General features: G+C 59.2%; 18 protein-coding genes and 2 tRNA genes. 15 read left to right on the top strand and 5 right to left on the bottom strand.

Annotated features, from left to right (window positions below; all coding sequences use genetic code 11):
* Nucleotides 1-102 precede the first annotated feature (102 nt).
* Nucleotides 103-1,212: an acyltransferase gene (locus tag CLU92_RS10345; RefSeq protein WP_101481821.1), complete on the top strand. Its 1,110-nt coding sequence runs from the start codon at nucleotides 103-105 to the stop codon at nucleotides 1,210-1,212.
* Nucleotides 1,213-1,227: 15 nt separating this feature from the next.
* Here CLU92_RS10345 and CLU92_RS10340 read toward each other — a convergent pair whose 3' ends face one another.
* A complete protein-coding gene (locus tag CLU92_RS10340; protein WP_101481820.1) occupies nucleotides 1,228-1,692 on the bottom strand; it encodes a hypothetical protein in 465 nt (154 codons plus the stop codon).
* Nucleotides 1,693-1,840: 148 nt separating this feature from the next.
* Here CLU92_RS10340 and CLU92_RS10335 point away from each other — a divergent pair.
* From CLU92_RS10335 to CLU92_RS10280, 12 genes are all read left to right on the top strand, one after another.
* Nucleotides 1,841-1,917 (top strand) — tRNA-Val (locus CLU92_RS10335).
* Between the two features lie 79 nt (nucleotides 1,918-1,996).
* A tRNA-Val gene (locus tag CLU92_RS10330) sits at nucleotides 1,997-2,073 on the top strand.
* A gap of 211 nt (nucleotides 2,074-2,284) precedes the next feature.
* The gene (gene thrS / locus CLU92_RS10325; RefSeq protein WP_101484607.1) at nucleotides 2,285-4,192 is read left to right on the top strand and encodes a threonine--tRNA ligase; all 1,908 of its coding nucleotides are present in this window, start codon (nucleotides 2,285-2,287) and stop codon (nucleotides 4,190-4,192) included.
* A 12-nt stretch (nucleotides 4,193-4,204) separates the two neighbouring features.
* On the top strand, nucleotides 4,205-4,765 hold the full coding sequence (gene infC / locus CLU92_RS10320) for a translation initiation factor IF-3 (protein ID WP_205711303.1): 561 nt from the start codon (nucleotides 4,205-4,207) through the stop codon (nucleotides 4,763-4,765).
* 227 nt (nucleotides 4,766-4,992) lie between these two features.
* Nucleotides 4,993-5,190 (top strand): 50S ribosomal protein L35, encoded by a 198-nt coding sequence (gene rpmI / locus CLU92_RS10315; RefSeq protein ID WP_010399216.1) that lies wholly within the window; start codon nucleotides 4,993-4,995, stop codon nucleotides 5,188-5,190.
* A 26-nt stretch (nucleotides 5,191-5,216) separates the two neighbouring features.
* Nucleotides 5,217-5,576, top strand: a complete 360-nt coding sequence (gene rplT, locus CLU92_RS10310; protein WP_010399214.1) for a 50S ribosomal protein L20 — start codon at nucleotides 5,217-5,219, stop codon at nucleotides 5,574-5,576.
* Between the two features lie 145 nt (nucleotides 5,577-5,721).
* Nucleotides 5,722-6,738 carry a phenylalanine--tRNA ligase subunit alpha gene (gene pheS / locus CLU92_RS10305; RefSeq protein ID WP_034751917.1) on the top strand — a complete coding sequence of 339 codons (1,017 nt, stop codon included), beginning with the start codon at nucleotides 5,722-5,724 and terminating at the stop codon, nucleotides 6,736-6,738.
* A gap of 79 nt (nucleotides 6,739-6,817) precedes the next feature.
* Complete coding sequence (pheT, locus tag CLU92_RS10300; protein WP_101481819.1) at nucleotides 6,818-9,244, top strand: phenylalanine--tRNA ligase subunit beta; 2,427 nt, start codon at nucleotides 6,818-6,820, stop codon at nucleotides 9,242-9,244.
* A 170-nt stretch (nucleotides 9,245-9,414) separates the two neighbouring features.
* A complete protein-coding gene (locus CLU92_RS10295) occupies nucleotides 9,415-9,762 on the top strand; it encodes an integration host factor subunit alpha (RefSeq protein WP_010399205.1) in 348 nt (115 codons plus the stop codon).
* Between the two features lie 10 nt (nucleotides 9,763-9,772).
* Nucleotides 9,773-10,177 (top strand): MerR family transcriptional regulator, encoded by a 405-nt coding sequence (locus CLU92_RS10290; protein WP_101481818.1) that lies wholly within the window; start codon nucleotides 9,773-9,775, stop codon nucleotides 10,175-10,177.
* Between the two features lie 201 nt (nucleotides 10,178-10,378).
* Nucleotides 10,379-11,011 (top strand): response regulator transcription factor, encoded by a 633-nt coding sequence (locus tag CLU92_RS10285; protein ID WP_034783185.1) that lies wholly within the window; start codon nucleotides 10,379-10,381, stop codon nucleotides 11,009-11,011.
* A gap of 144 nt (nucleotides 11,012-11,155) precedes the next feature.
* Nucleotides 11,156-12,571, top strand: coding sequence for a CHASE3 domain-containing protein (locus tag CLU92_RS10280; protein ID WP_101481817.1), 1,416 nt, complete (start codon nucleotides 11,156-11,158; stop codon nucleotides 12,569-12,571).
* A gap of 83 nt (nucleotides 12,572-12,654) precedes the next feature.
* On the opposite strand, the gene CLU92_RS10275 is transcribed toward CLU92_RS10280, so the two are convergent.
* Nucleotides 12,655-13,464, bottom strand: coding sequence for a Crp/Fnr family transcriptional regulator (locus CLU92_RS10275; protein ID WP_034783188.1), 810 nt, complete (start codon nucleotides 13,462-13,464; stop codon nucleotides 12,655-12,657).
* 225 nt (nucleotides 13,465-13,689) lie between these two features.
* Complete coding sequence (locus tag CLU92_RS10270; protein WP_101481816.1) at nucleotides 13,690-15,747, bottom strand: methyl-accepting chemotaxis protein; 2,058 nt, start codon at nucleotides 15,745-15,747, stop codon at nucleotides 13,690-13,692.
* A 174-nt stretch (nucleotides 15,748-15,921) separates the two neighbouring features.
* Between CLU92_RS10270 and CLU92_RS10265 the strand changes: the two genes are divergently transcribed.
* A complete protein-coding gene (locus tag CLU92_RS10265; protein ID WP_101484606.1) occupies nucleotides 15,922-17,598 on the top strand; it encodes a peptide chain release factor 3 in 1,677 nt (558 codons plus the stop codon).
* Nucleotides 17,599-17,646: 48 nt separating this feature from the next.
* Here CLU92_RS10265 and CLU92_RS10260 read toward each other — a convergent pair whose 3' ends face one another.
* Nucleotides 17,647-19,539 carry a bifunctional diguanylate cyclase/phosphodiesterase gene (locus CLU92_RS10260; protein WP_101481815.1) on the bottom strand — a complete coding sequence of 631 codons (1,893 nt, stop codon included), beginning with the start codon at nucleotides 19,537-19,539 and terminating at the stop codon, nucleotides 17,647-17,649.
* A 581-nt stretch (nucleotides 19,540-20,120) separates the two neighbouring features.
* On the opposite strand from CLU92_RS10260, the gene rnk reads away from it, so the two are divergent.
* A complete protein-coding gene (gene rnk, locus CLU92_RS10255) occupies nucleotides 20,121-20,528 on the top strand; it encodes a nucleoside diphosphate kinase regulator (RefSeq protein WP_166674740.1) in 408 nt (135 codons plus the stop codon).
* Nucleotides 20,529-20,582: 54 nt separating this feature from the next.
* Here the strand turns inward: rnk and CLU92_RS10250 are convergent, their stop codons facing one another.
* Entirely contained in the window at nucleotides 20,583-21,611 is a 1,029-nt protein-coding gene (locus CLU92_RS10250; RefSeq protein WP_180338485.1) for a transporter, read from the bottom strand.
* Between the last annotated feature and the right edge of the window lie 107 nt (nucleotides 21,612-21,718).

Here is a 21,718-nt window from a genome sequence, read left to right as displayed (position 1 = left end):
ATATTTTAGCGGGATTCGCCTTGGCCGCCTGGAAAAAGTTGACCATGGCAGTGTGCGGCATGGCATGATCGGCGCCACCGTTGTTTTCCATTGCTGATATCCATGTCGTCTTCATCTTCTTCACGCCTGTACGGTCTCGATACCTTGCGCGCGCTGGCCATCGTGTTGGTGTTCATGAACCACTATTTGTTGTTCGTCAGCGATGGCGGGGCATTTGGTTTCTGGGGAGAAATCGGCTGGACGGGTGTGGACCTGTTCTTTGCCCTTAGCGGCTATCTGATCGGCAACCAGATCTTCGCCTCCTTGCGCAGCGAGCGCGGCTTTTCCTTGCCCCGCTTCTATGCGCGGCGCTTCCTGCGCACCTTGCCCAATTTCTATGTCGTGCTGGCCCTGTATTATTTGTGGCCCGCGTTTCGCGGCGATAGTGCGCTGCTGCCCCTGTGGAAATTCCTCACCTTTACGCAAAACATCAATTTGACACCGGGCACGGCGTTTTCCCATGCATGGTCGCTATGTGTGGAAGAGCAGTTCTATGTGCTGCTGCCGGCCGTGGCCTTGCTTGTCGCCGCCTGCCGCAAGTCGCTGCTGTGGGCGTGGGTGGCCGTGGCCGCCAGCTTTATCGTCGGCATGCTGGTGCGCGCGACTCTGTGGGATGAATATGTGCAAGTGCCGCGCGGCGGCCTCGGCTATTACAAGTACATTTACTACGCATCCTGGTGCCGCTTCGACGAGCTGGTGGCGGGCGTGGCGCTGGCGCTGCTGAAAAACTACCATCCGGGCGCCTGGACGCGCCTGACCTCATATGGCAACCGCGCCTTGCTGGCGGGTATCGCTGGTACGGCACTGATGTTTTATGTGTTTCTTGCCGATCATTATGGCTACTGGGTGACGGTGTTCGGCTATCCGGTGCTGGCCGCCAGCTTTACCCTGCTGCTGATTGCCGCGCTGAGTCCCGCCAGTGTCCTCTACACAGTGCGCGTGCCGGGTGCTGCCAGCCTGGCGTTGTGGTCGTATGCGATTTATTTGTTGCACAAGCAGTTGTGCATCCTGCTGCGCCCGATCTTGCAGGATATGGGTTACGGGCCGGACAGCTTGCCGGCCATGCTGTTGATGATAGTGCTCAGCATCGTCACGGGCTGGCTCTTGTATAGAGTGGTGGAAACACCATTCATGCGCTTGCGGGCGCGCTATGTTCCCGCCAATCACGCCTGATTGACAGCTCGTTCACTACATATCGATCACGTCCAGCCCCCGTGGCGTGCCCACCAGCAATTCCAGGATGGCATGCACGCGCAGATTTGTGTCTTCATGTTCCGTGTTGAAGATCAGGGTGCGCAGGCCGGGCACGGCTTCCGTGATGTGGGGACTGGCGTAGGCATTGATCAATAACAAGACCAGGTCCGTGGCCCCCGCACCGGGCTGGCGCCGCAGCCGGTCGTGGATCACGCTCAGCAGCGCGCGCTGCATGCGCGGCGTGGGATTGCTGATGTAGGCGAAGACGCTCGGCGTGTTGGCAATGGCCGCGCAGATGCGCCGTTCCATCTCGTCCGGTTTCACGTCGGAAGCGATATCGAAGTACGCCGCATTCCAGCGCGTGCGCGCATACGGGTGGCCGGGCGGGAAGGAATCGGCCGTTTCGAAACCGCAGACGCGGCTCAGGGTTTTCAGCCAGGCTAATAAGGTGGAGTTCATGCCGCGATTCTAGCGGCATTCCGCGTGCGCCGGGCCGACTCTGTATAAAGGGGGCTGACGCCCGGGAGGCGGATGAAAAACAGATTAAAGTTTCCTGCAAAACAGCCCTTGTCATTCTGGGAAAGCCTCTCTATAATGCTGGTCTTCGGGGCGGTTAGTTCAGCTGGTTAGAATACTTGGTCGACATCCAAGGGGTCGGGGATTCGAATTCCTCACCGCCCACCAGAATTTGGCAGTAGATGGTTTTAAGCTGGCGCAAGCCGCAAGCGGTCATTTGAAATACAATGATCAACAAAAGTTTTACGGGCGGTTAGTTCAGCTGGTTAGAATACTTGGTCGACATCCAAGGGGTCGGGGATTCGAATTCCTCACCGCCCACCAGAATGCAGTTAGAGAGAAAGGTAAAACCGGTTATGACACCGCGAACTACTACCAAGCTTTGGGAGTGACGCTAGTCGAACGGGTTTCCTTTGTCTCAAGAAAGTGAAAAACGCGGCTAGTCCGCGTTTTTTTGCGTCTGCGTTTTCCTTTCAGTTATTTCACCCATCACATCGCAGTTTTACCTGGCGTCAGCGCCGATATGGAGATCAATATGCTTACAATCCGACTTCCCGATGGTTCCGTCCGTCAATTTGACGGGCCGGTCACCGTGGCCCAGGTTGCGGCCAATATTGGTACTGGCCTGGCCAAGGCTGCACTGGCCGGCAAGGTCGATGGCAAGCTGGTCGATACCTCCTATTTGATCGAGCAAGACGCGGAACTGGCGATTGTCACGGACAAGGACGCCGATGGCCTGGAAGTGATCCGCCACTCGACGGCTCACTTGCTGGCGTATGCCGTCAAGGAATTGTTCCCGGAAGCGCAAGTGACCATCGGTCCCGTGATCGACAACGGCTTTTACTACGATTTCGCCTACAAACGCCCGTTCACGCCGGAAGATTTGACGGCGATCGAAAAGAAAATGACCGAACTGGCCAAGAAGGACGAGCAAGTCACGCGCAAGGTTGTTGCCCGCGATGAAGCCATCGAATACTTCAAGGGTATCGGCGAAGCCTACAAGGCTGAGCTGATCGGTTCGATTCCGGCCGACCAGGAAGTGTCGCTGTATTCCGAAGGCAAGTTTACGGACTTGTGCCGCGGCCCCCACGTGCCATCGACGGGCAAGCTGAAAGTCTTCAAGCTGATGAAGCTGGCTGGCGCCTACTGGCGCGGCGACTCGAAAAACGAGATGTTGCAGCGTATCTATGGCACGGCCTGGGCCAAGAAGGAAGACCAGGAACTGTACCTGCACAACCTGGAAGAGGCGGAAAAGCGCGATCACCGCAAGTTGGGCAAGCAGCTCGATTTCTTCCATTTCCAGGAAGAAGCGCCAGGCCTGATCTTCTGGCACCCGAAGGGCTGGTCGATCTGGCAGCAGGTCGAGCAATACATGCGCAATGTGTACCAGGTCAATGGTTACCAGGAAGTCAAGGCGCCGCAAATCCTCGACCGCGGCCTGTGGGAAAAAACGGGTCACTGGGACAATTACCGTGAAAACATGTTCATCACGGAATCGGAAAACCGCGCGTATGCGCTGAAGCCGATGAATTGCCCTGGCCATATCCAGATTTTCAACAATGGCATGCGCAGCTACCGCGACCTGCCATTGCGCTACGGCGAATTCGGTCAATGCCATCGCAACGAGCCATCGGGCGCCTTGCACGGCATGATGCGCGTGCGCGGCTTTACGCAGGATGATGGTCACATTTTCTGCCTGGAAGAACAGATCGCCGGCGAAGTGACGGCTTTCCACCAGCAGGCCATGGATGTGTACACGGCTTTCGGCTTTACGAATATCGACGTGAAACTGGCCTTGCGCCCCGATAATCGCATCGGCACGGAAGAGTCCTGGGATTTCGCCGAGGAGTCCTTGCGTTCGGCCCTGCGCGCCTGCGGCGTGGAATGGACGGAATTGCCGGGCGAGGGCGCGTTCTACGGTCCGAAGATCGAATATCACCTGAAAGATAGTCTGGGTCGCGCATGGCAAGTGGGTACCGTGCAGATCGATCCGTCGATGCCAGGCCGTCTGGGCGCCGAATACGTGGCCGTGGACAACACGCGCCAGGTGCCGATCATGCTGCACCGCGCGATCGTGGGTTCGCTGGAGCGTTTCATCGGCATCCTGATCGAGCACTATGCGGGTGCCATGCCGTTGTGGTTGTCGCCGGTGCAAGTGTCGGTGTTGAATATTTCCGACGCTCAAGCTGACTATGTACAGGAAGTTACAACAAAACTGCGCAAAGCGGGGCTGCGCGTACAGGCTGATTTGCGTAACGAGAAGATTACCTATAAAATACGTGAACATTCCGTACAAAAATTGCCTTACATCTTAGTAATTGGCGACAAAGAGCGGGATGCAAATACAGTGGCCGTGCGGGCGCGGGGCAATGTCGATCTGGGCGTCATGTCCGTCGATGCCCTGATTGAGCGACTCAAACATGAAGTCGACACCAAGGCCTGACGAGGAAACTCGCTGCACGACCGTCTTACAAGATTTTTAAAGGAAATTACAATAGCTACTGACAAGTCACATCGCATCAATGGCGAAATCACTGCCCCTGAAATGCGTTTAAGCGGGGTCGATAACGAGCCACTCGGTATCGTAAGTTTGGCTGAAGCCTTCCGCCTGGCGGAAGAGGCAAACGTCGACCTGGTGGAAATTGCGCCTACCGCGCAGCCACCGGTGTGCCGTTTGATGGACTACGGCAAATTTAAGTATTCGGAGCAAAAGAAAGCTCACGAAGCCAAATTGAAGCAAAAGATCATCCTCGTGAAGGAAGTCAAATTCCGTCCGGGGACTGATGATGGTGACTACAATATCAAGTTGCGTAATCTCATCAAGTTCCTTGAGGATGGCGATAAAACCAAAATCACGCTGCGTTTCCGCGGTCGTGAGATGGCGCATCAGGATATTGGCTTCCGCATGCTGGAACGTCTGAAAGCCGATCTGGAGCCGTACGGCCAGGTCGAGCAGTTCCCGAAGATGGAAGGGCGCCAAATGATCATGGTTCTTTCGCCTAAGAAGAAGAAGTAAGCTACAATAGCGTTTTACTGTGGATCGACGTGGTTTGTGCCAGCATTGGTGCGACACCAGATTCCAGGCAGAATTTGCGCGGCCCGCTCAGCAATGTGCGGGCCGCGCAAACTGTAGCGGACTCGCATCCGCTGCACAACATGTGAAAGCAGGCATCTAAGCGCAGCGTCGTGTTGCCACCTGCAATCCTGTTATAAATGGAGCTGTCCGTAAGAGGACAGATTGCTATGCCTAAAATGAAGACCAAAAGCTCTGCGAAAAAACGTTTTCGCGTGCGTCCGGGTGGAACTGTTAAATGTGGTCATGCGTTCAAACGCCACATCTTGACCAAGAAAACCACCAAGCTGAAACGCGCTCTGCGCGGTACCACCAATGTCGCTGCGTCTGACGTGAAATCCGTCTACCGCATGATGCCGACTGCTTAATCTCACACTCAATTTAAGGAGTTACTATGCCTAGAGTAAAACGTGGGGTTACAGCTCGTGCCCGTCATAAAAAGATTCTTGTTCAAGCTAAAGGCTACCGTGGTCGCCGCAGCCGTGTATACCGTGTTGCCAAGCAAGCAGTTATGCGCGCTGGCCAATACGCTTACCGCGATCGCCGCAACAAGAAGCGCGTTTTCCGCCGCCTGTGGATCGCCCGTATCAACGCCGCTTCCCGTGAGCATGGCGTAACGTACAGCGTATTCATGAACGGCTTGAAAAAAGCAAATATCGAACTGGACCGTAAAGTCCTGGCCGATATGGCTGTGATGGACAAGCCAGCATTCGCTGCGATTGTCAACGCAGTTAAAGCAAAAATCGCTGCGTAAGCATCGGTGATTGCACAACGTCATCCGTAGGGTGACGTCATAAAGAGCGGGGCAGGGGTGTGAACCTTATGCCCCGTTTCCGTTTTTGATTGTTGGACTTTTGATAACCGAGTCCAGAATTGATGTCCAAAACAGGAAATGCCGCATGAACTCCCTAGAAGAACTCGTCGTCTCGGCTCAGGCTGACTTTATCGCCGCCGCAGACGCTGCCGCACTTGAAAACGCCAAAGCCCGCTACCTGGGCAAGACTGGCCAGATTACCGAAATGATGAAGGGCCTGGGCAAACTGGACCCGGACGCGCGCAAGGCGCAGGGCGCCCTGATCAATGCCGTCAAAGTGCAGATCGAGGATGCGCTGACGGCGCGCCGTGATGCACTCGCCGATGCCCAGATGCAAGGCCGTCTGAACGCCGAAGCGATCGACGTGACCCTGCCAGGCCGTGGCCGCATGCCCGGCGGCATCCATCCCGTGATGCGTACGTGGGAGCGGGTCGAGGAAATCTTCCGCTCGATCGGCTTTGACGTGGCCGACGGCCCTGAAATCGAAAACGACTGGACCAATTTCACGGCGCTCAACAGCCCGGAAAACCATCCAGCCCGTTCCATGCAGGACACCTTCTATATCGACGGTAACGACACGGATGGCAAGCCTTTGCTGCTGCGTACGCATACCAGCCCGATGCAAGTGCGCTATGCACGCACGCATACGCCGCCGATCAAGGTTATCGCGCCGGGCCGCACCTACCGCGTCGACAGCGATGCTACCCATTCGCCGATGTTCCACCAGGTCGAAGGCCTGTGGATCGCCGAAGACATCAGCTTTGCCGACCTGAAGGGCGTGTACCTGAATTTCGTCAAGGCCTTCTTTGAAACGGACGACTTGCAAGTGCGCTTCCGTCCGTCGTACTTCCCGTTCACGGAACCGTCGGCCGAGATCGACATCGCCTTTGGCTCGGGTCCATTGAAGGGCCGCTGGCTGGAAGTGTCAGGCGCCGGCCAGGTCCATCCGACCGTGGTGAAGAACTTCGGCCTCGACCCTGAGAAATTCATCGGTTTTGCTTTCGGCTCCGGCCTGGAACGCTTGACGATGCTGCGCTATGGCATCAACGACCTGCGTCTGTTCTATGAAGGCGACTTGCGTTTCTTGAAGCAATTCAACTAAAGCGTTGTTCCGTTTGATTCATGGCGCTTGAGCGCCTGTGCGCTCGCGCTGTGAGCTTTGACCCTTTGAAGGCTTGATTATGCAATTTTCCGAAAACTGGCTCCGTACCATGGTCGATCCGAAGATGACTTCGGACGAACTGGCCCATCTGCTGACCATGTCCGGTCTTGAAGTCGAGGACGTCGATCCCGTCGCCCCACCGTTCTCGAACGTGGTGGTAGGCCTGGTCCTGGAGATGGAAAAACATCCGAATGCGGACCGCCTGAATGTGTGCCAGGTCGATGTCGGCACGGGCACCATGCTCAACATCGTCTGCGGCGCGCCGAACGTGCGCCCGGGCTTGAAAGTCGTTTGCGCGATGGCGGGCGCCGTGCTGCCCCCTGGCGCCGATGGCAAGCCGTTTGAAATCAAGGTTGGCCAGCTGCGCGGCGTCGAGTCGCAAGGCATGCTGTGCTCCGCGCGCGAATTGAAATTGTCGGAAGAAAACGCCGGCTTGATGGAATTGCCGGATGACGCGCCGATTGGCCAGAATTTCCGTGATTACTTTGCTTTGAACGACTTGAAATTCACCATCAAGTTGACGCCGAACAAAGCGGACTGCCTGTCCGTGCTGGGCGTGGCGCGTGAAGTGTCGGCTCTCACGGGCGTGGCGCTGAATGTGCCGCAGTTCCGCACCGTGCCGGTGTCCAGCGACGAAGTCTTGCCCGTAAAAGTCAGCGCGCCGGACCTGTGCGGCCGTTTCACGGGCCGTGTCATCCGCGGCTTGAACGCCCGTTCCGTCACGCCTGACTGGATGAAGCAGCGTCTCGAGCGCAGCGGCCAGCGTCCTTTGTCGGCCCTGGTCGATATTTCCAACTATGTGATGCTGGAACTGGGCCGTCCCAGCCACGTGTTCGACCTGGCGAAGATCCACGGCGGCCTCGACGTGCGTTGGGGCAAGGCGGGCGAATCGGTCAAACTGTTGAATGGCAACACCGTCGCCGTCGACGAGTGGATCGGCGTCATTGCCGATGACCAGGAAATCGAATCGCTGGCAGGCATCATGGGCGGCGACGCCAGTTCGGTATCGGACGATACGGACAGCATCTACCTGGAAGCGGCATTCTGGTGGCCTAACGCGATTCAAGGCCGCGCCCGCCGTTTGAATTTCTCCACCGATGCGGCGCACCGCTTCGAGCGCGGCGTCGATTTCGCCACCAACGTCGAGCACATCGAGCGCATCACGGCCCTGATCGTGGAAATTTGCGGTACGCCGGCAACGACCGTCGGCCCCGTGGACGACCATGTTGTGAACTTGCCGCAACGCCAGCCAGTGTCCATGCGCACGGCGCGCGCGCAAAAGGTCATCGGCGTGCCGCTCAACGATGAGTTGATCGCCGATATCTTCACGCGTTTGGCCCTGCCATTCACCCTGGCGGACGGCGTTTTTTCCGTGACGTCGCCCAGCTACCGTTTCGACATCGAGATCGAGGAAGACCTGATCGAGGAAGTGGCGCGCGTGTACGGCTTTGAAAACATCCCGACCCTGCCGCCCGTGGCAGCGAACGTGATGCAGATTGCACCAGAAAATACTCGCTCCCTGTTTGCGGTACGTCATGAATTGGCCGACCTGGGCTTCCAGGAAGTGGTTAATATGAGCTTTGTCGATACGGCATGGGAGCGCGATTTCTCGGGCAACACGAATCCTATCAAATTGCAGAATCCGATCGCCAGTCAGATGAGCGTGATGCGTTCCTCGCTGATCGGCAGCCTGATCGCCAATGTGCGCTACAACTTGAACCGCAAGACGAACCGCGTGCGCATCTTCGAAGTGGGCGCCATCTACCAGCGCGATGACAGCGTGGAAAACGGCCCCTTGTCGGTGGCTGGCTACGCCCAGCCGAAGCGTGTGGCAGCCATGGCGTATGGCCCGGTGGCCGACGAGCAGTGGGGCCAGGCTACACGCACGGTCGATTTCTTTGACGTGAAGGCAGACCTGGAAGCGCTGTTCGCGCCGCTGGTCTTGCGTTTCACCAAGGCGGAGCACCCGGCCCTGCATCCGGGCCGTTCGGCCAACGTGGAACTCGATGGCAAAGTCATCGGTTTCATCGGCGAATTACACCCGCGCTGGATGCAAAAGTACGACTTGCCGCTGGCGCCCGTGCTGTTCGAAGTCGACGCCGCTGCCTTGACGCAAAGAGTCGTGCCCGTGTACCAGGAAATCTCCAAATTCCCTGGCGCCAGCCGCGACTTGGCCGTGGTCGTCAAGCAATCGGTGGCGGTGCAGGATCTGCTCGACAGCTTCCACGTTGCCGTCAAGGCAAGCCCTGCAGCGCGTATCGTGCAAGCCATTGTTTTATTTGATGAATATCGTGGAAAAGGGCTGGAAGCGGATGAAAAAAGCCTTGCTTTCCGGATTAGCTTGCAAGATACTCAAAACACCCTGCAGGACGATGTCGTCGATGGCTTGATGGCTGTTCTGATCGATGCCGCCAAGCAGGGCCACGACGCTAAACTGCGTTCGTAATTTGCGGACTGGCCGTCGCCTAGCGTGACGGCCTTTCCGTCGTCAACAGTAGACGAGCCTGCCATGTGGCGGGCTCGGGCGCACAGAAAAGGCAGGGCAGGAAAATTAATAACAGCGACGTTGATTCCGCCGTACTGCAATCAGCACTGGCCGCCGATCTGCATCGGGCCATGCTGGTTGCCAAAGTGCGCCAGGAAGCGGAAAAAGATTTACCCACCTTGACCAAGGCGGAACTTGCCGAACTGTTGTTCGAGCAAGTGGGTCTGAACAAGCGCGAAGCGAAGGATATGGTCGAGACCTTTTTCGATGAGATCCGCAATGCGCTCGAGCGTGGCGAGGCCGTCAAGCTGTCCGGTTTCGGCAATTTCCAACTGCGCGACAAGCCGCAGCGGCCGGGCCGCAATCCGAAGACGGGCGAAGAGATTCCCATTACCGCACGCCGTGTCGTGACCTTTCATGCGAGCCAGAAGCTGAAGAGCATGGTCGAAGAGACTAGTCCGCTGGCACGTGCTGCCTGAGTGAGTGGCGATGAACGAGCGCATCAGTAAAACCGAGTTGATCGCCTTGCCGCCCATTCCGGCGAAACGCTATTTCACGATCGGCGAGGTGAGCGAGTTGTGCGGGGTCAAACCGCACGTACTGCGCTATTGGGAGCAGGAGTTTTCCCAGCTCAAGCCGGTCAAACGACGTGGCAATCGCCGTTATTATCAGCACCACGAGGTGCTGCTGATACGTCGTATCCGCGAATTGCTGTATGAGCAAGGCTTTACCATCAGTGGTGCGCGCAACAAGCTCGATAGCCGTGGTGCATCGCATGCCATCCTTGATGAGTTGCCTGTGCTGCCGGCCATGCCCGTCGTGCCGCAGGAAGAGCCGCTGGACCGCGCGTGGATACGCAATGAATTAATTGCGATTTTAAACTTGCTAAAATAAGATTTGTACCAATATAGGTGAGGTTGTCCAATACGGGCTGACTATATTGCATGGGCTGGCTGCCCGGGCGCTGCCGGTAGCCTGCGGCGCGCCCTATTTTGAATATAATGTTAATGTTGCGTTTTTGTTAGTGACGCTAAGCCGGAGCAGCGTTCAGGTTCCGGTAGTCTTTCCCAAGCCAGGAAAATTTAAGGGGAAACAATGATACGCGTTGCCATTTGTGATGATCACCAAATAGTACGAGCTGGATTCAAGCAAATTTTTTCGTCGTCAAGCGATTTCAGTGTGGTGGCGGAAGCCGGTACGGGGCGTGAAGCGCTCGATATCGCCCGCCGCGAAATATGCGATGTATTGCTGCTCGATATCGCCATGCCCGATCAGAGCGGCATCGATACCTTGCGCACGATCCGCCAGGGCCAGCCGGAATTGCCCGTGCTGATACTCAGCGGCTATCCCGCGCAACAATACGCGCTGAACCTGTTCAAGATGGGCGCGAATGGCTATTTGAACAAGGAATGCGAAGCCGATGAGCTGATGACGGCCGTGCGCACCGTGTTCCAGGGGCGCCGCTACGTCAGTTCCACCGTGGGCGAGTTGCTGGCGCAGTCGTTCGACCGCGACACGAATGCCGCACTGCATACAGAATTGTCGGACCGCGAATTCCAGGTCTTCCTGCGCCTGGCGCGTGGCGCCACCGTGTCCGATATCGGTGTGGCCTTGTCGCTGAGCATCAAGACGGTGAGTACTTACCGTACGCGCATCATGGAAAAAATGGGCTTGCAATCGAACAGCGACTTGACCTATTACGCAATGAAAAACAATTTGCTTGACTAGCGCTGCAGTGCGATCATGGAAACATGATCGCTCAGCCAGCTAGCTAGCACGATTTGTGCGGTGCAGCAGTCTGTGGCGAGGACTATAATTGGCCGGCGCCGGCGCTTTCTCCCGCGCCGAACCTTGCTAAGGATGCACATCAGGATGTATTTCACCGTTGAACCGGCCCCGAATCACCGCCTGCCCCTCTACAAGACGATACTGTGCGTGGCTTGCGCCTTGTTGCTTGTACTCAATGGTTTCAGTCTCTTCCATAATCTGCAATCGCTGAAGGGCACGAACGCCTTGCTCAGCCAAAGCGCCCGTGTGGCGGACCGCCTGCAGTATTTGAACGTGCTCGTGCTGGACGCGGAAAGCAGCTTGCGCGGCTATTTCATTTCCGGCTCCGAAACATATCTGGGGCCGTCGAAGACGGCTAACACCGAAATCGAAAACGAATTCAAGGAGTTGCAAACCTTGCTCGCAGGCAGTCCCACGCAGCTGAAAAACCTGGGCCAGCTGAAAAGCTTGATCCGTCGCAAGATGTCGATGCTGCAAGAGTCGATCGAGGTCTACAAGCAGGGCGGGCTGGCCGAAATCGTCAATATCTCGCGCGTGACCGATGATCGCGCCACCATGGACGAAATCCGACTGCAGGTGGTGATCATGACGCGCGAGCAGAATGAGGCACTGTCGTCCGGCAGTGCGGCTTTTTATCATGAGTACCAGAAAGCCGTGCTGCTTGGCATCGGTATCAATGCCCTGGCCATTCTCGTGCTGATCATGTTTTACCAGCTGGTGCGGCGCAGCTTCCAGAACCGCGCGGCCGTCGAGTATGCGCTGCAAAATGCCAACGACAACCTGGAATCGACAGTCAGCAAGCGCACGGAGCAGCTATCCGTGCTGTCGCGCCATTTGATCAGCGTCAATGAAGTGGAGAAGGCGCGCCTGGCGCGTGAGCTGCACGATGAACTGGGCGCCAATTTGACCTCGATCAGCATGGACCTGGGCGCCGTCACGCAGCAACTGGCCCACACGCGGCCGGAACTGGCCGCGCAATTGCGCCGCGCCAAGGCCACCCTGCTGGAAACGGTGGAACTGAAGCGCCGCATCGTCGAGGATTTGCGCCCCAGCCTGCTGGATAACTTGGGCCTGTGTGCCGCCATTGAAAGCTATTGCGAGGATTTTGCCCGCATGAGCTCTGTGCGCTGCGAAACGGACGTGGCCATCAATATCGACAACCGCGAAGCGACCCTGACGATCGCCCTGTTCCGCATCGTGCAGGAATCGCTGACGAATATCCTCAAGTATGCGCGCGCCGGCATGGTCAGCGTGACCTTGAAACGCAATGAACATGGCCTGGTGCTGCGCGTGACCGATGACGGCATCGGCATCACCGAAGATGCCCTGCAAAAACCCATGTCGCACGGCTTGCTGGGCATGCGCGAACGGGCCTTGCTGCTGGGCGGCACCCTGACTGTGCGCCAGGGGCCGGAAGGCAAGGGGACTTGTGTGGAAGCCGTGATTCCCTTGCCGCTGACGCCGGAACCGGAAGAGATCGACGAAGACGCCAGCGTTTGAGTGTTTCTGGATGCAAGAAAATGGCCGGGCATGTAGCCCGGCCATTTTTTTGTTCATGCTGCCGTGTCAGCGGCCGTTTCGCATCAGCAGCGTGACACGTCGCGCAGCAAGCGGTCATATTCCGTCTTGGCGACCTTGTAGCATTCGCCCGCATAGCATTCCAGTCCGGCGCGGTCCAGCACGGTGATATTGCCACGGCGATAATGGATCAAGCCTTCTTCCTGCAGCTTGCCGGCGGCGGCCGTGATGCTTTCGCGGCGCACGCCCAGCATGATGGAAATGAGCTCTTGCGTCACTTTCAATTCGTTTGATGGTGAACGGTCCAGGCGGTCCAGCAGCCAGCGGCACAGTTTTTGCTCGATCGAGCTGTGGCGGCCGCCAACGGCGTTCTGCGCCATTTGCGCAAACAAGGCGTTGGTATAGCGCATCAGCAACTGGGGCAGGGCGCCACCTTGATTGAAGGCATCGCGCAAGCTTTGCGTTTTGAGGCGGTAGCCGTAGCCGGCGCTTTGCACGACAGCCGTGCACATGGCGCGCTCGCCTGCCAGCAGCGAGGCGCCAGCCACACCTTCATGGCCGACGACGGCGATTTCCGTGGTGGCGCCATCTTCCATGACATACAGCAGCGAAATGATGGCTGTAGTGGGGAAATAGCTGTATTCCAGGTTGTTACCGTAGGCATACAGTTCTTTGCCGAAAGGCAGTTCCACCAGTTCCAGGTCTTCGAACAGCGATTCGAGCGCGGCGCGCGGCAGGGCGGCCAGCAATTCATTTTGTTGTGCACTGCTGAGGCTAACCCGCGACGCAAGCTTGATTTCCCGTCCTGCCGCCGGCATGGCGCGCGGCAGCAACTGGTTCTTCTGGACCGGGGCGATAAGTTGAGTATGGCTCATAGTATTCCTCACAGGCTTTTTACATCGGAGTGCGACTGCCGCGTTGCTGGTCAAAAAAGCCGCCGACTCAAAGTGGTAACGACGTTTTTTTCGACCGCGCGCTGCAGATCGCGATGTAGCTACTTTAAAAGCTTATGTAAGTGGCGAACATAAGATTAGCAGTCGCCACTTTGTAGTCTCTTTTGAGGCGGATTTGTAGTCCTTGTCCTACGCGCACACTTTTGACTAGCTAGCCTTGCGCCGTTCTGCGCGATTTTGTGATATGACGCGTGGTTTATTGGCGCTCCGCAGGCCGGCCGGACGCACGCTGGGCAAGCCGTCGCGCATGGTCGCGGCGCTCGCCTGGCGCGCGCCAGGCACCTCGTGTTCACCCAGACGGAAGCGGCTGACCGCCTGCGTCAGGGCCTCGCCTTCCTGGTGCAGGCGCTGCGAACCGGCGCGCGCCTCGTCGACCAGGCCTGCGTTCTGGCGCGTCATGTCGTCGATTTGTGCCAGCGCCTGGTTGATGCGCGCGATCTCGCCATTCTGCTCGGCGCCGGCGCTGCTGATGCGCCCGATCACCACGGCTACTTGCTGCACCGCATCGACGACTTGCCGCATGGTGCTGCCGGCGGCATTGACCAGGTCGCCACCCGCATCCACGGTGGCCACGGAATCGCCGATCAGGCGCTTGATTTCCAGCGCAGCCTCGTTCGAGCGCTGCGCCAGGCTGCGCACTTCGGAGGCCACGACGGCAAAGCCGCGCCCTTGCTCGCCCGCGCGCGCCGCTTCCACGGCCGCGTTCAGGGCCAGGATATTCGTCTGGAAGGCGATGCCGTTGATGACGCCGATGATGTCAACGATCTTGTGCGAGCTGGCCTTGATCGAGGCCATGGTCTCGACCACGGCGCCCACGCTCTGCCCGCCGCGCAGGGCCACGTCGGCCGCCGTGGCCACCAGGGTTCGCCCCTGTCCTACATGGGCTTCGTTGCGGCCCACGGTGGCCGTCAGCTCGCGCATCGAGTCCACGGTGGCGCCCAGCGCGTCCGCTTGCGTGGCCGTATGGCCGGACAGGGCAGCATTGCCCTGAGCGATATCGGCGCCTGCCGCCGCGATGACGGCCGCGCCGCCGCGGATTTCCTGCACCAGGGTGGCCAGGCCATGCGTCATGGCGCCGAAGTCGCGCACCAGGTCGCCGATCTCGTCGTGCGCCTGCGAAGTGATGCGTTGTGACAGGTCGCCCGCCGCCGCCGCGCCGACGGCCACGCGCAGTTGCGTCACGTCGCGCGCGAAGGCGGCGTAGAAGCCCGCGCACAGGTAGGCGGCGGCCAGCAGCACCAGCAGCATGGCCGCCAGGATCAGGCCGCGGCGCGCCTCGTCGCGGGCGATGCGCTGCGCCAGGAGGGTGTCCAGGGCGCTAGCGGAGGCACCGGACAGCGCCTGCAAGGCGTCGATGGCTTGCATGCCAGCGGCGTGGAATTGCGCGCCCGAGGTCTGGTCGTAGGAATTCGTCACTTCATTTTTCGTGCGCTCGAGGAAGGCCAGCGCCGCAGGCACTGCTTTCAGCGCCCCTTGCAGACTGGTGCGTAATTCCGGCTTGGCAGCGAGGATTTCGTCGAAGCGTGCCGGCAGGCGCTCCAGTTCGTGGCGCGCGATCAGCGCGTTGGCGTTGACGAGCTGATCTTCGTTCGCTTCGAACAGGCCCGTGTCGATGTAGGCGGCGCCGCGCCCGGCGATGTCGGACAGGCTCTCGGCCAGGTCGGGCAGGGTGGCCGTGAAGGCGGCGCTCAGGTGGTTGGCGCCTGCGTCCGGGTCCAGGCTCAGGTGCGAACGGTCGGCTACCAGCTGGCCCAGTTTGGCCGCCTGGCGCAGCAGCGCCGTGTGCGCCGCGTAGCTGTCGCGCGCCGCGAGGCCCGCCTGGCGGCCCAGCAGGGCTTGCCACTGCTTCGTCAGCTCGGCCGCCTGGGGCAGGCCAGCACCTGCGGGCAAGCGCGCCAGGGAGGCCAGCGCGGCCGTGATGCGCGCATTCAGGGCCGAGTTGTCCATGCCCGACTTGCCGTTCAGGCGCAAGTGCTCGAGGCCGCGCCGCTGCTGCAGCAGCCGCGTGCTTTCCTGCAGCTGGCGCACATAGGTCACGCCCCGCTGCGCATCCTGCGCCTGGGCCAGCGACTTGCCCAGCTCCGAGATCAGCAAGGTGGTCGCCAGCGCCAGCGGCAGCAGGAAGACCAGGCAGACAAGCATGAATTTGGGCAGCAGGCGCAAGCGCTGCATGAGTCGGATGGCGGGAGTGAGGAGGATTTTCATCGGGTTTCCAGGGTAGGGTTACAACATTTCTGCAGTGCAATGTTGCCTGCGGATTGTGACCCCTTGATGAAGTGGGCGATTTTGCTTTCCGCCACAGTGAAGCAGTTCACACGGAAGGGCGATCCTTCTGTAAAATCGAGGGTTTTTTGCGAGGGCCATATTATGGTCACCAATATGGCCAACGAGAACGACATCACTACCCCCGATTCCACTGACAATGCGGACAACGCCGCAGCGTCAGTCAGCAGCAAGGCGCCTGCCGTGATCGCGCGTGAAGTACAACGCCGCCGCACCTTCGGCATCATTTCCCACCCGGATGCGGGCAAGACCACCCTGACGGAAAAACTGCTGCTGTTCTCGGGTGCGATTCAGATGGCCGGTACCGTCAAGGCCCGTAAATCGGGTCGCCACGCGACATCGGACTGGATGGAGATCGAGAAGCAGCGCGGCATTTCCGTCGCATCCTCGGTGATGCAGTTCGAATTCCGCGACCACGTCGTCAACCTTCTCGACACCCCGGGCCACCAGGACTTCTCGGAAGATACCTACCGCGTGCTGACGGCAGTTGACTCGGCGCTGATGGTGATCGATGCGGCCAAGGGCGTGGAAGCGCAGACGATCAAGCTGCTGGCTGTCTGCCGCATGCGCAATACGCCCATCGTCACCTTCATGAACAAGATGGACCGCGAGACGCGCGATCCGCTGGACCTGCTCGACGAACTCGAATCGGTGCTGAAGATCCAGTGCGCGCCCGTCACCTGGCCTATCGGCATGGGCAAGAACTTCCGCGGCGTGTATCACCTGCTGAATGACGAGATCATGCTGTTCAAGGCCGGCGAAGAAAAAGCTGACGGCGCCTTCGAAATCATCAAGGGCATCGACAACCCGCGCCTGCAGGAGATGTTCCCGCTGGAGATGGATCAGTTGCGCATGGAAGTGGAGCTGGTGCACGGCGCGTCGAATCCGTTTAACCTGGAGGAATTCCTCTCCGGCGTGCAGACGCCCGTGTTCTTCGGTTCTGCCATCAACAACTTCGGCGTGCGCGAGATTCTCTCCGCGCTGGTCGACTGGGCGCCCGCACCGCGCGAGCGCGACGCGACCGTACGGTCGGTGGCGCCGTCCGAGCAGCCGTTTACCGGTTTCGTCTTCAAGATTCAGGCCAATATGGACCCGGCGCACCGCGACCGCATCGCCTTCTTGCGCGTGTGCTCTGGACGTTTCGAGCGCGGCATGAAGGTCAAGCACTTGCGCCTGGGGCGTGAGATCAAGGTATCGAACGTGGTGACCTTCATGGCGTCCTCGCGCGAACAGGTGGAAGAGGCATACGCGGGCGACATCATCGGCTTGCCGAACCACGGCAACATGCAGATCGGCGACAGTTTTTCCGAAGGCGAGATGCTGACCTTTACGGGCATTCCGTACTTTGCGCCAGACTTCTTCCGCTCCGTGCGCATCCGTAATCCCTTGAAAATCAAGCAGTTGCACAAGGGCTTGCAGCAGCTGGGCGAAGAGGGTGCGGTACAGGTCTTCAAGCCGGTGCAGGGCGGCGAACTGGTACTGGGCGCCGTCGGCGTGCTGCAGTTCGAAGTGGTGGCCAGCCGTTTGCTCAACGAGTATGGCGTCGATGCCGTGTTCGAGGGCACCAGCATCAGCAGCGCCCGCTGGGTCAGCTGCGACGACAAGCGCGTCCTGCAGGACTTCGAGAACGCACTGGGCCACAATGTGGCCTACGATGCGGCCGGCAACATGGCTTACCTGGCCACGTCGGGCGTCAACCTGCGCCTGACGGAAGAGCGCTGGCCGAAGCTGACGTTCCATGCGACGCGGGAACACTCGGCCAAGCTGGCTTGATGCATCTGCAGTAAGCTTGAGAGGCAGAACCAGCGGTTCTGCTTTTTTTTATGCCGTCATGACGGTGCGCGTACTCCAGTCGCGCCGCTCCAGCAGCAATGCCGTCAACTGCGCCGCCGTCATGGGGCGCGCAAAGAAAAAGCCCTGCACGTTGTCGCAGCCGGCCTTTCTTAAAAACTCCACCTGCTGCACCGTTTCCACGCCTTCGGCCACCACTTTCAGATGCAGGCTGTGCGCCATGGCGATGATGGCCGTGACGATGGCTTCGCCCTCGCCGGGCAGGTCGTGCACGAAGCTGCGGTCGATTTTCAATTGATCGATGGGCAGGCGCTTCAGGTACGACATCGAGGAATAGCCAGTGCCGAAATCGTCGATCGACAGGTGGATGCCCGTTTCCTGCAGGCGGCGCATCAGTTCCACGTTGGCGTGAATATTGTCCATCAAGACCCCTTCCGTGATTTCCAGCTCCAGCAAGCCATGCGGCAGTTGCGTCTCATGCAGGATGGCGCGGATACCGTCCATCAGTCCTGGGTCGCGCGCCTGGCAGGCCGACAGGTTGACGGCCACGTGTTCGAGCGAATCAAGCAGGCCGGCCTTGCACCAGAGGGCCGCCTGGCGGCAGGCGCTTTGCAGCACCCAGTGCCCCAGTTCGACGATGATGCCACTTTCCTCGGCCACGGGAATGAATTCGCTGGGGCTGAGCTGCCCCATCTCGTGGCAATGCCAGCGTATCAGCGCTTCCACGCCGACGATGCGCCCGCTGCGCAAGTCGATTTGCGGCTGGTAGTGCAGATACAGTTCTTCGTTTTGCAGGGCCTTGCGCAGGTTCGCTTCCATGCGCAGGCGGCGCTGGGCGCGCAATTCCATTTCGGCCTTGAACACGGCGTAGCGGTTCTTGCCCTGGTGCTTGGCGTGGTACATGGCCGTGTCGGCATTGCGGGTCAGGGTGGCCACGTCCTGCGCGTCAAACGGATACAGGCTCACGCCGATGCTGGCGCTGACATACAGCTGGTGGCCGTCCAGTGCGAACGGCGGGGCCAGCACAGCGAGGATCTTGCGCGCCACGCTGGCCATTTCCGAGGCGTCGTCGGCCGGTTCGACGATGACGACGAATTCGTCGCCGCCGATGCGGCAGGTGATGTCGGTGCCGCGCAGGATCTCCACCAGGCGTTCGGCGACGAGTTTGAGCAGCTGGTCGCCACAGTGGTGACCCAGCGTATCGTTGACCACCTTGAAGTTGTCGAGGTCCAGCAGCAGCAGTCCCACGCTGCTGTCCTGGCGGTCGGCGCGCGCCAGCGCGTAGGCCAGGGCGCCGTTGAATTCATGGCGGTTCGGCAGTTGCGTGACAGGGTCGACGTGGGCCAGGTAGTGCAAATGGCTTTCCGCTTGCTCGGCGGCGGTGCGCGTGCGCCGCACCATCAGGAGCGTCAGGCCGAAGGCACACAGGCAGACCAGCAGGGTGAAGGTGGCAAATTGCGCCAGGCTGCCAAACAGCGGCGCCAGGCTGGCGCGCAGATACAGTGCGCCGCCGCCGGGCAAGGTCTTGAGGAGGGCGGCGCTGCCGTCCAGGTAATCGATCTGCAGGCCGGTGCGCGGCGCCGTGGGCGCGGCGTCGCTGGCGCTGCGTGCGTAGCGGGCGAATGGCGTGCCATACGGACTGTAGAGCAGCGCTTGCTGGACATGCGGGACGGCGGCGAGGGGAGCGAGCAGCTGTTGCGCCGCAAGACGATCATCCCGGCGCATGGCTAGTGTCGCAGCAGGCGCCAGCATGTCGGCGTGGATGCGCAGGTTGCGCTGGAAAGATGCCTGGAGGGAAAACAACTGGAAGAGGATCAGCAGCATGCTGGCCGTGGCCAGCATGGCCGCTGCGGCCAGCAGATTCAGCCTGGCTATTCGGTCACCACGCAACTGCACCAAGGGCAGCATCAATGGCGCCATCATGACGCATTCTCCTGCCGGCCCCGCTTGCCGCCGCCCCGTGTGATCCCGCCTCGCCCTGCCATACTTTACGTTCCAGTCTGATGAAAACCGAAGTGAGCCGGAACTCTCAACGTGTTGTTAAGGCCGATATATTGTCATTTCGCAGCGTGAAAGTACAGGGTGCGCGGCAATTTAGTGGCCATGCCGCAGGCCGATGGCCGCATGCAAGGCGACAAGTCAGGCGGAAAATGCGGGGCGTGTCTTTCTAATAATAATGCAGACTGAATTTTAATCCTTTTTTTGCTGGTGGGTTTTTTCTCTTAAAAACATGCTGCAGGTAAACAAAATGTCATGAAGAATAACTTGATTGCCTCCTGTCATCTCAGCAGGGATTAATATTTTTGTCTGTATCGGGCATTGCAAGTCATTGATTTTAATAAATTTTAATGAAGAATGCGAGAACGCTATGGCCTTGCTCCGCGAGTTCGTCCATAATCCGCTGATGATGGACGTTCTGATGCTGTTTGTTTTGTCTGCCGCGGCCAAGTAAACTGCCGCCAGCAAAACCGGACGTCGCCCTAATGATCAATAGTGAGGATATCTTGGAAAAAAAACCAAAAATTATTTTGTCGTCACAAGACCTGGAACGACTGGAAGCGTTGTTGTATGCCTTGGGAAATAACTTGTCGCCGGACAAGGCCGCCTTGCTCGATGAGCTGGGCCGTGCCGAGGTGCTCGAGCCACAAGAAATACCGCCCACCGTCGTGACGATGAATTCCACCGTGCGCTTCACGGTAGAAAACAAGGAGGAATTCTGCCTGACGCTCGTGTATCCGAAGGATGTGGAAGGCCAGGCTGATCGCATTTCCGTGCTGGCGCCCGTCGGCAGCGCACTGCTGGGCTTATCCATCGGCGACAGCATCGCCTGGCCCATGCCGGGCGGCGTGGTGAAGGTGAAGATCGAGGAAATCGTTTATCAGCCTGAACGGGCCGGCGAATACCACCGTTAAATCGTGATGGCGGACGGCGCCTGCCGTTCGCCTGTCTGGCCGTGTTTCCAATCATTAGCTATTGCGTTGCACGCGCACCACCAGCCATCCCGCCACGACGGTAAACGTGATGATAATGGCAACGATGATCCAGAAACCCTGCGGGTGCTGGGCCAGCGGAATCCCCCCCACATTCATGCCCAGCATGCCGGCGATAATATTGATCGGCAAGGCCAGCACGGTGACGATGGTCAGCACGAACAGGCTGCGGCTGTTTTCCTCGTTGACCCTGGCGGCAATCTCTTCCTGCAGCAGCTTGATGCGTTCCTGCAAGGACGACATGTCGCTGAGCACCACGGAAAATTCTTCCGTAGACTGGCGCAGTTCCAGGCTGTCCAGCTCCGATACCCACGCCGGCGGGCGTTGCAGCAGGCGGAACAGGGCTGCCGGTTCCGGCGCCAGCAGGCGCTGCAGCCGCACCAGCACGCGTCGCATGGCGCCCAGGTCTTCGCGCTTGGGCACCAGGCGACCCGCCAGCAAATGGTCTTCGATATCGTCGACCCGTGCCACGGCATCGCGCACGATGTTGACCAGCACGTCGGCCTGGTCGCGCAGCAGATGGATCAGCAGTTCCACCGACGAGCGGATCGGCTCGTGGTTCTTGATGACGGCCTGGCGCAGGCGCTCGATCGACTGCAGCGGCGCGCGGCGCGCCGTGATGACGAGGTTTTGCGCCACGCTGGCCCACATGGTGGAAATATCGGACGCTTCGAACGAGAAATTGTGCACCACATCGTTGACCACGGCGATCAGGGTGTTTTCCGCCTGTTCGATACGCGTGGAGCGGGAACCCTGGTGCAGGGTTTCATAGAATTCGTCGGCCAGCTGCGTATGCGTCATCAGCCATTTTTCGCTGGCCGCATGCGACAAATTGAAATGCAGCCAGACAAATTCCTGCGCCGGCCTGGCTGCGCCATCGGCCAGCCAGGCCAGCGCGGCCGTCGAGTCGAGCGCCAGCGGCTGCACCGCGCGGCCAAACAGGAAGCCCCAGACCAGGCCCGAGGTGTCCGAACCATAGGTGAAACCGGCAGTTTCCATCGCCATCGTGAATCTTTCTCGTGCAGTGTGATTGATCGTCGCGAGATTTTAATACACGGATATGTCCGGAAAATGACAAGGCCACCGCGATGGGTGGCCTTGGTGGGAACTAC

It is taken from the genome of Janthinobacterium sp. 61 (assembly GCF_002846335.1).
Lineage (GTDB): Bacteria > Pseudomonadota > Gammaproteobacteria > Burkholderiales > Burkholderiaceae_D > Janthinobacterium.
The sequence above is the reverse complement of the archived record's forward strand: the minus strand, read 5'-3'. Positions and strand labels throughout refer to the sequence as shown.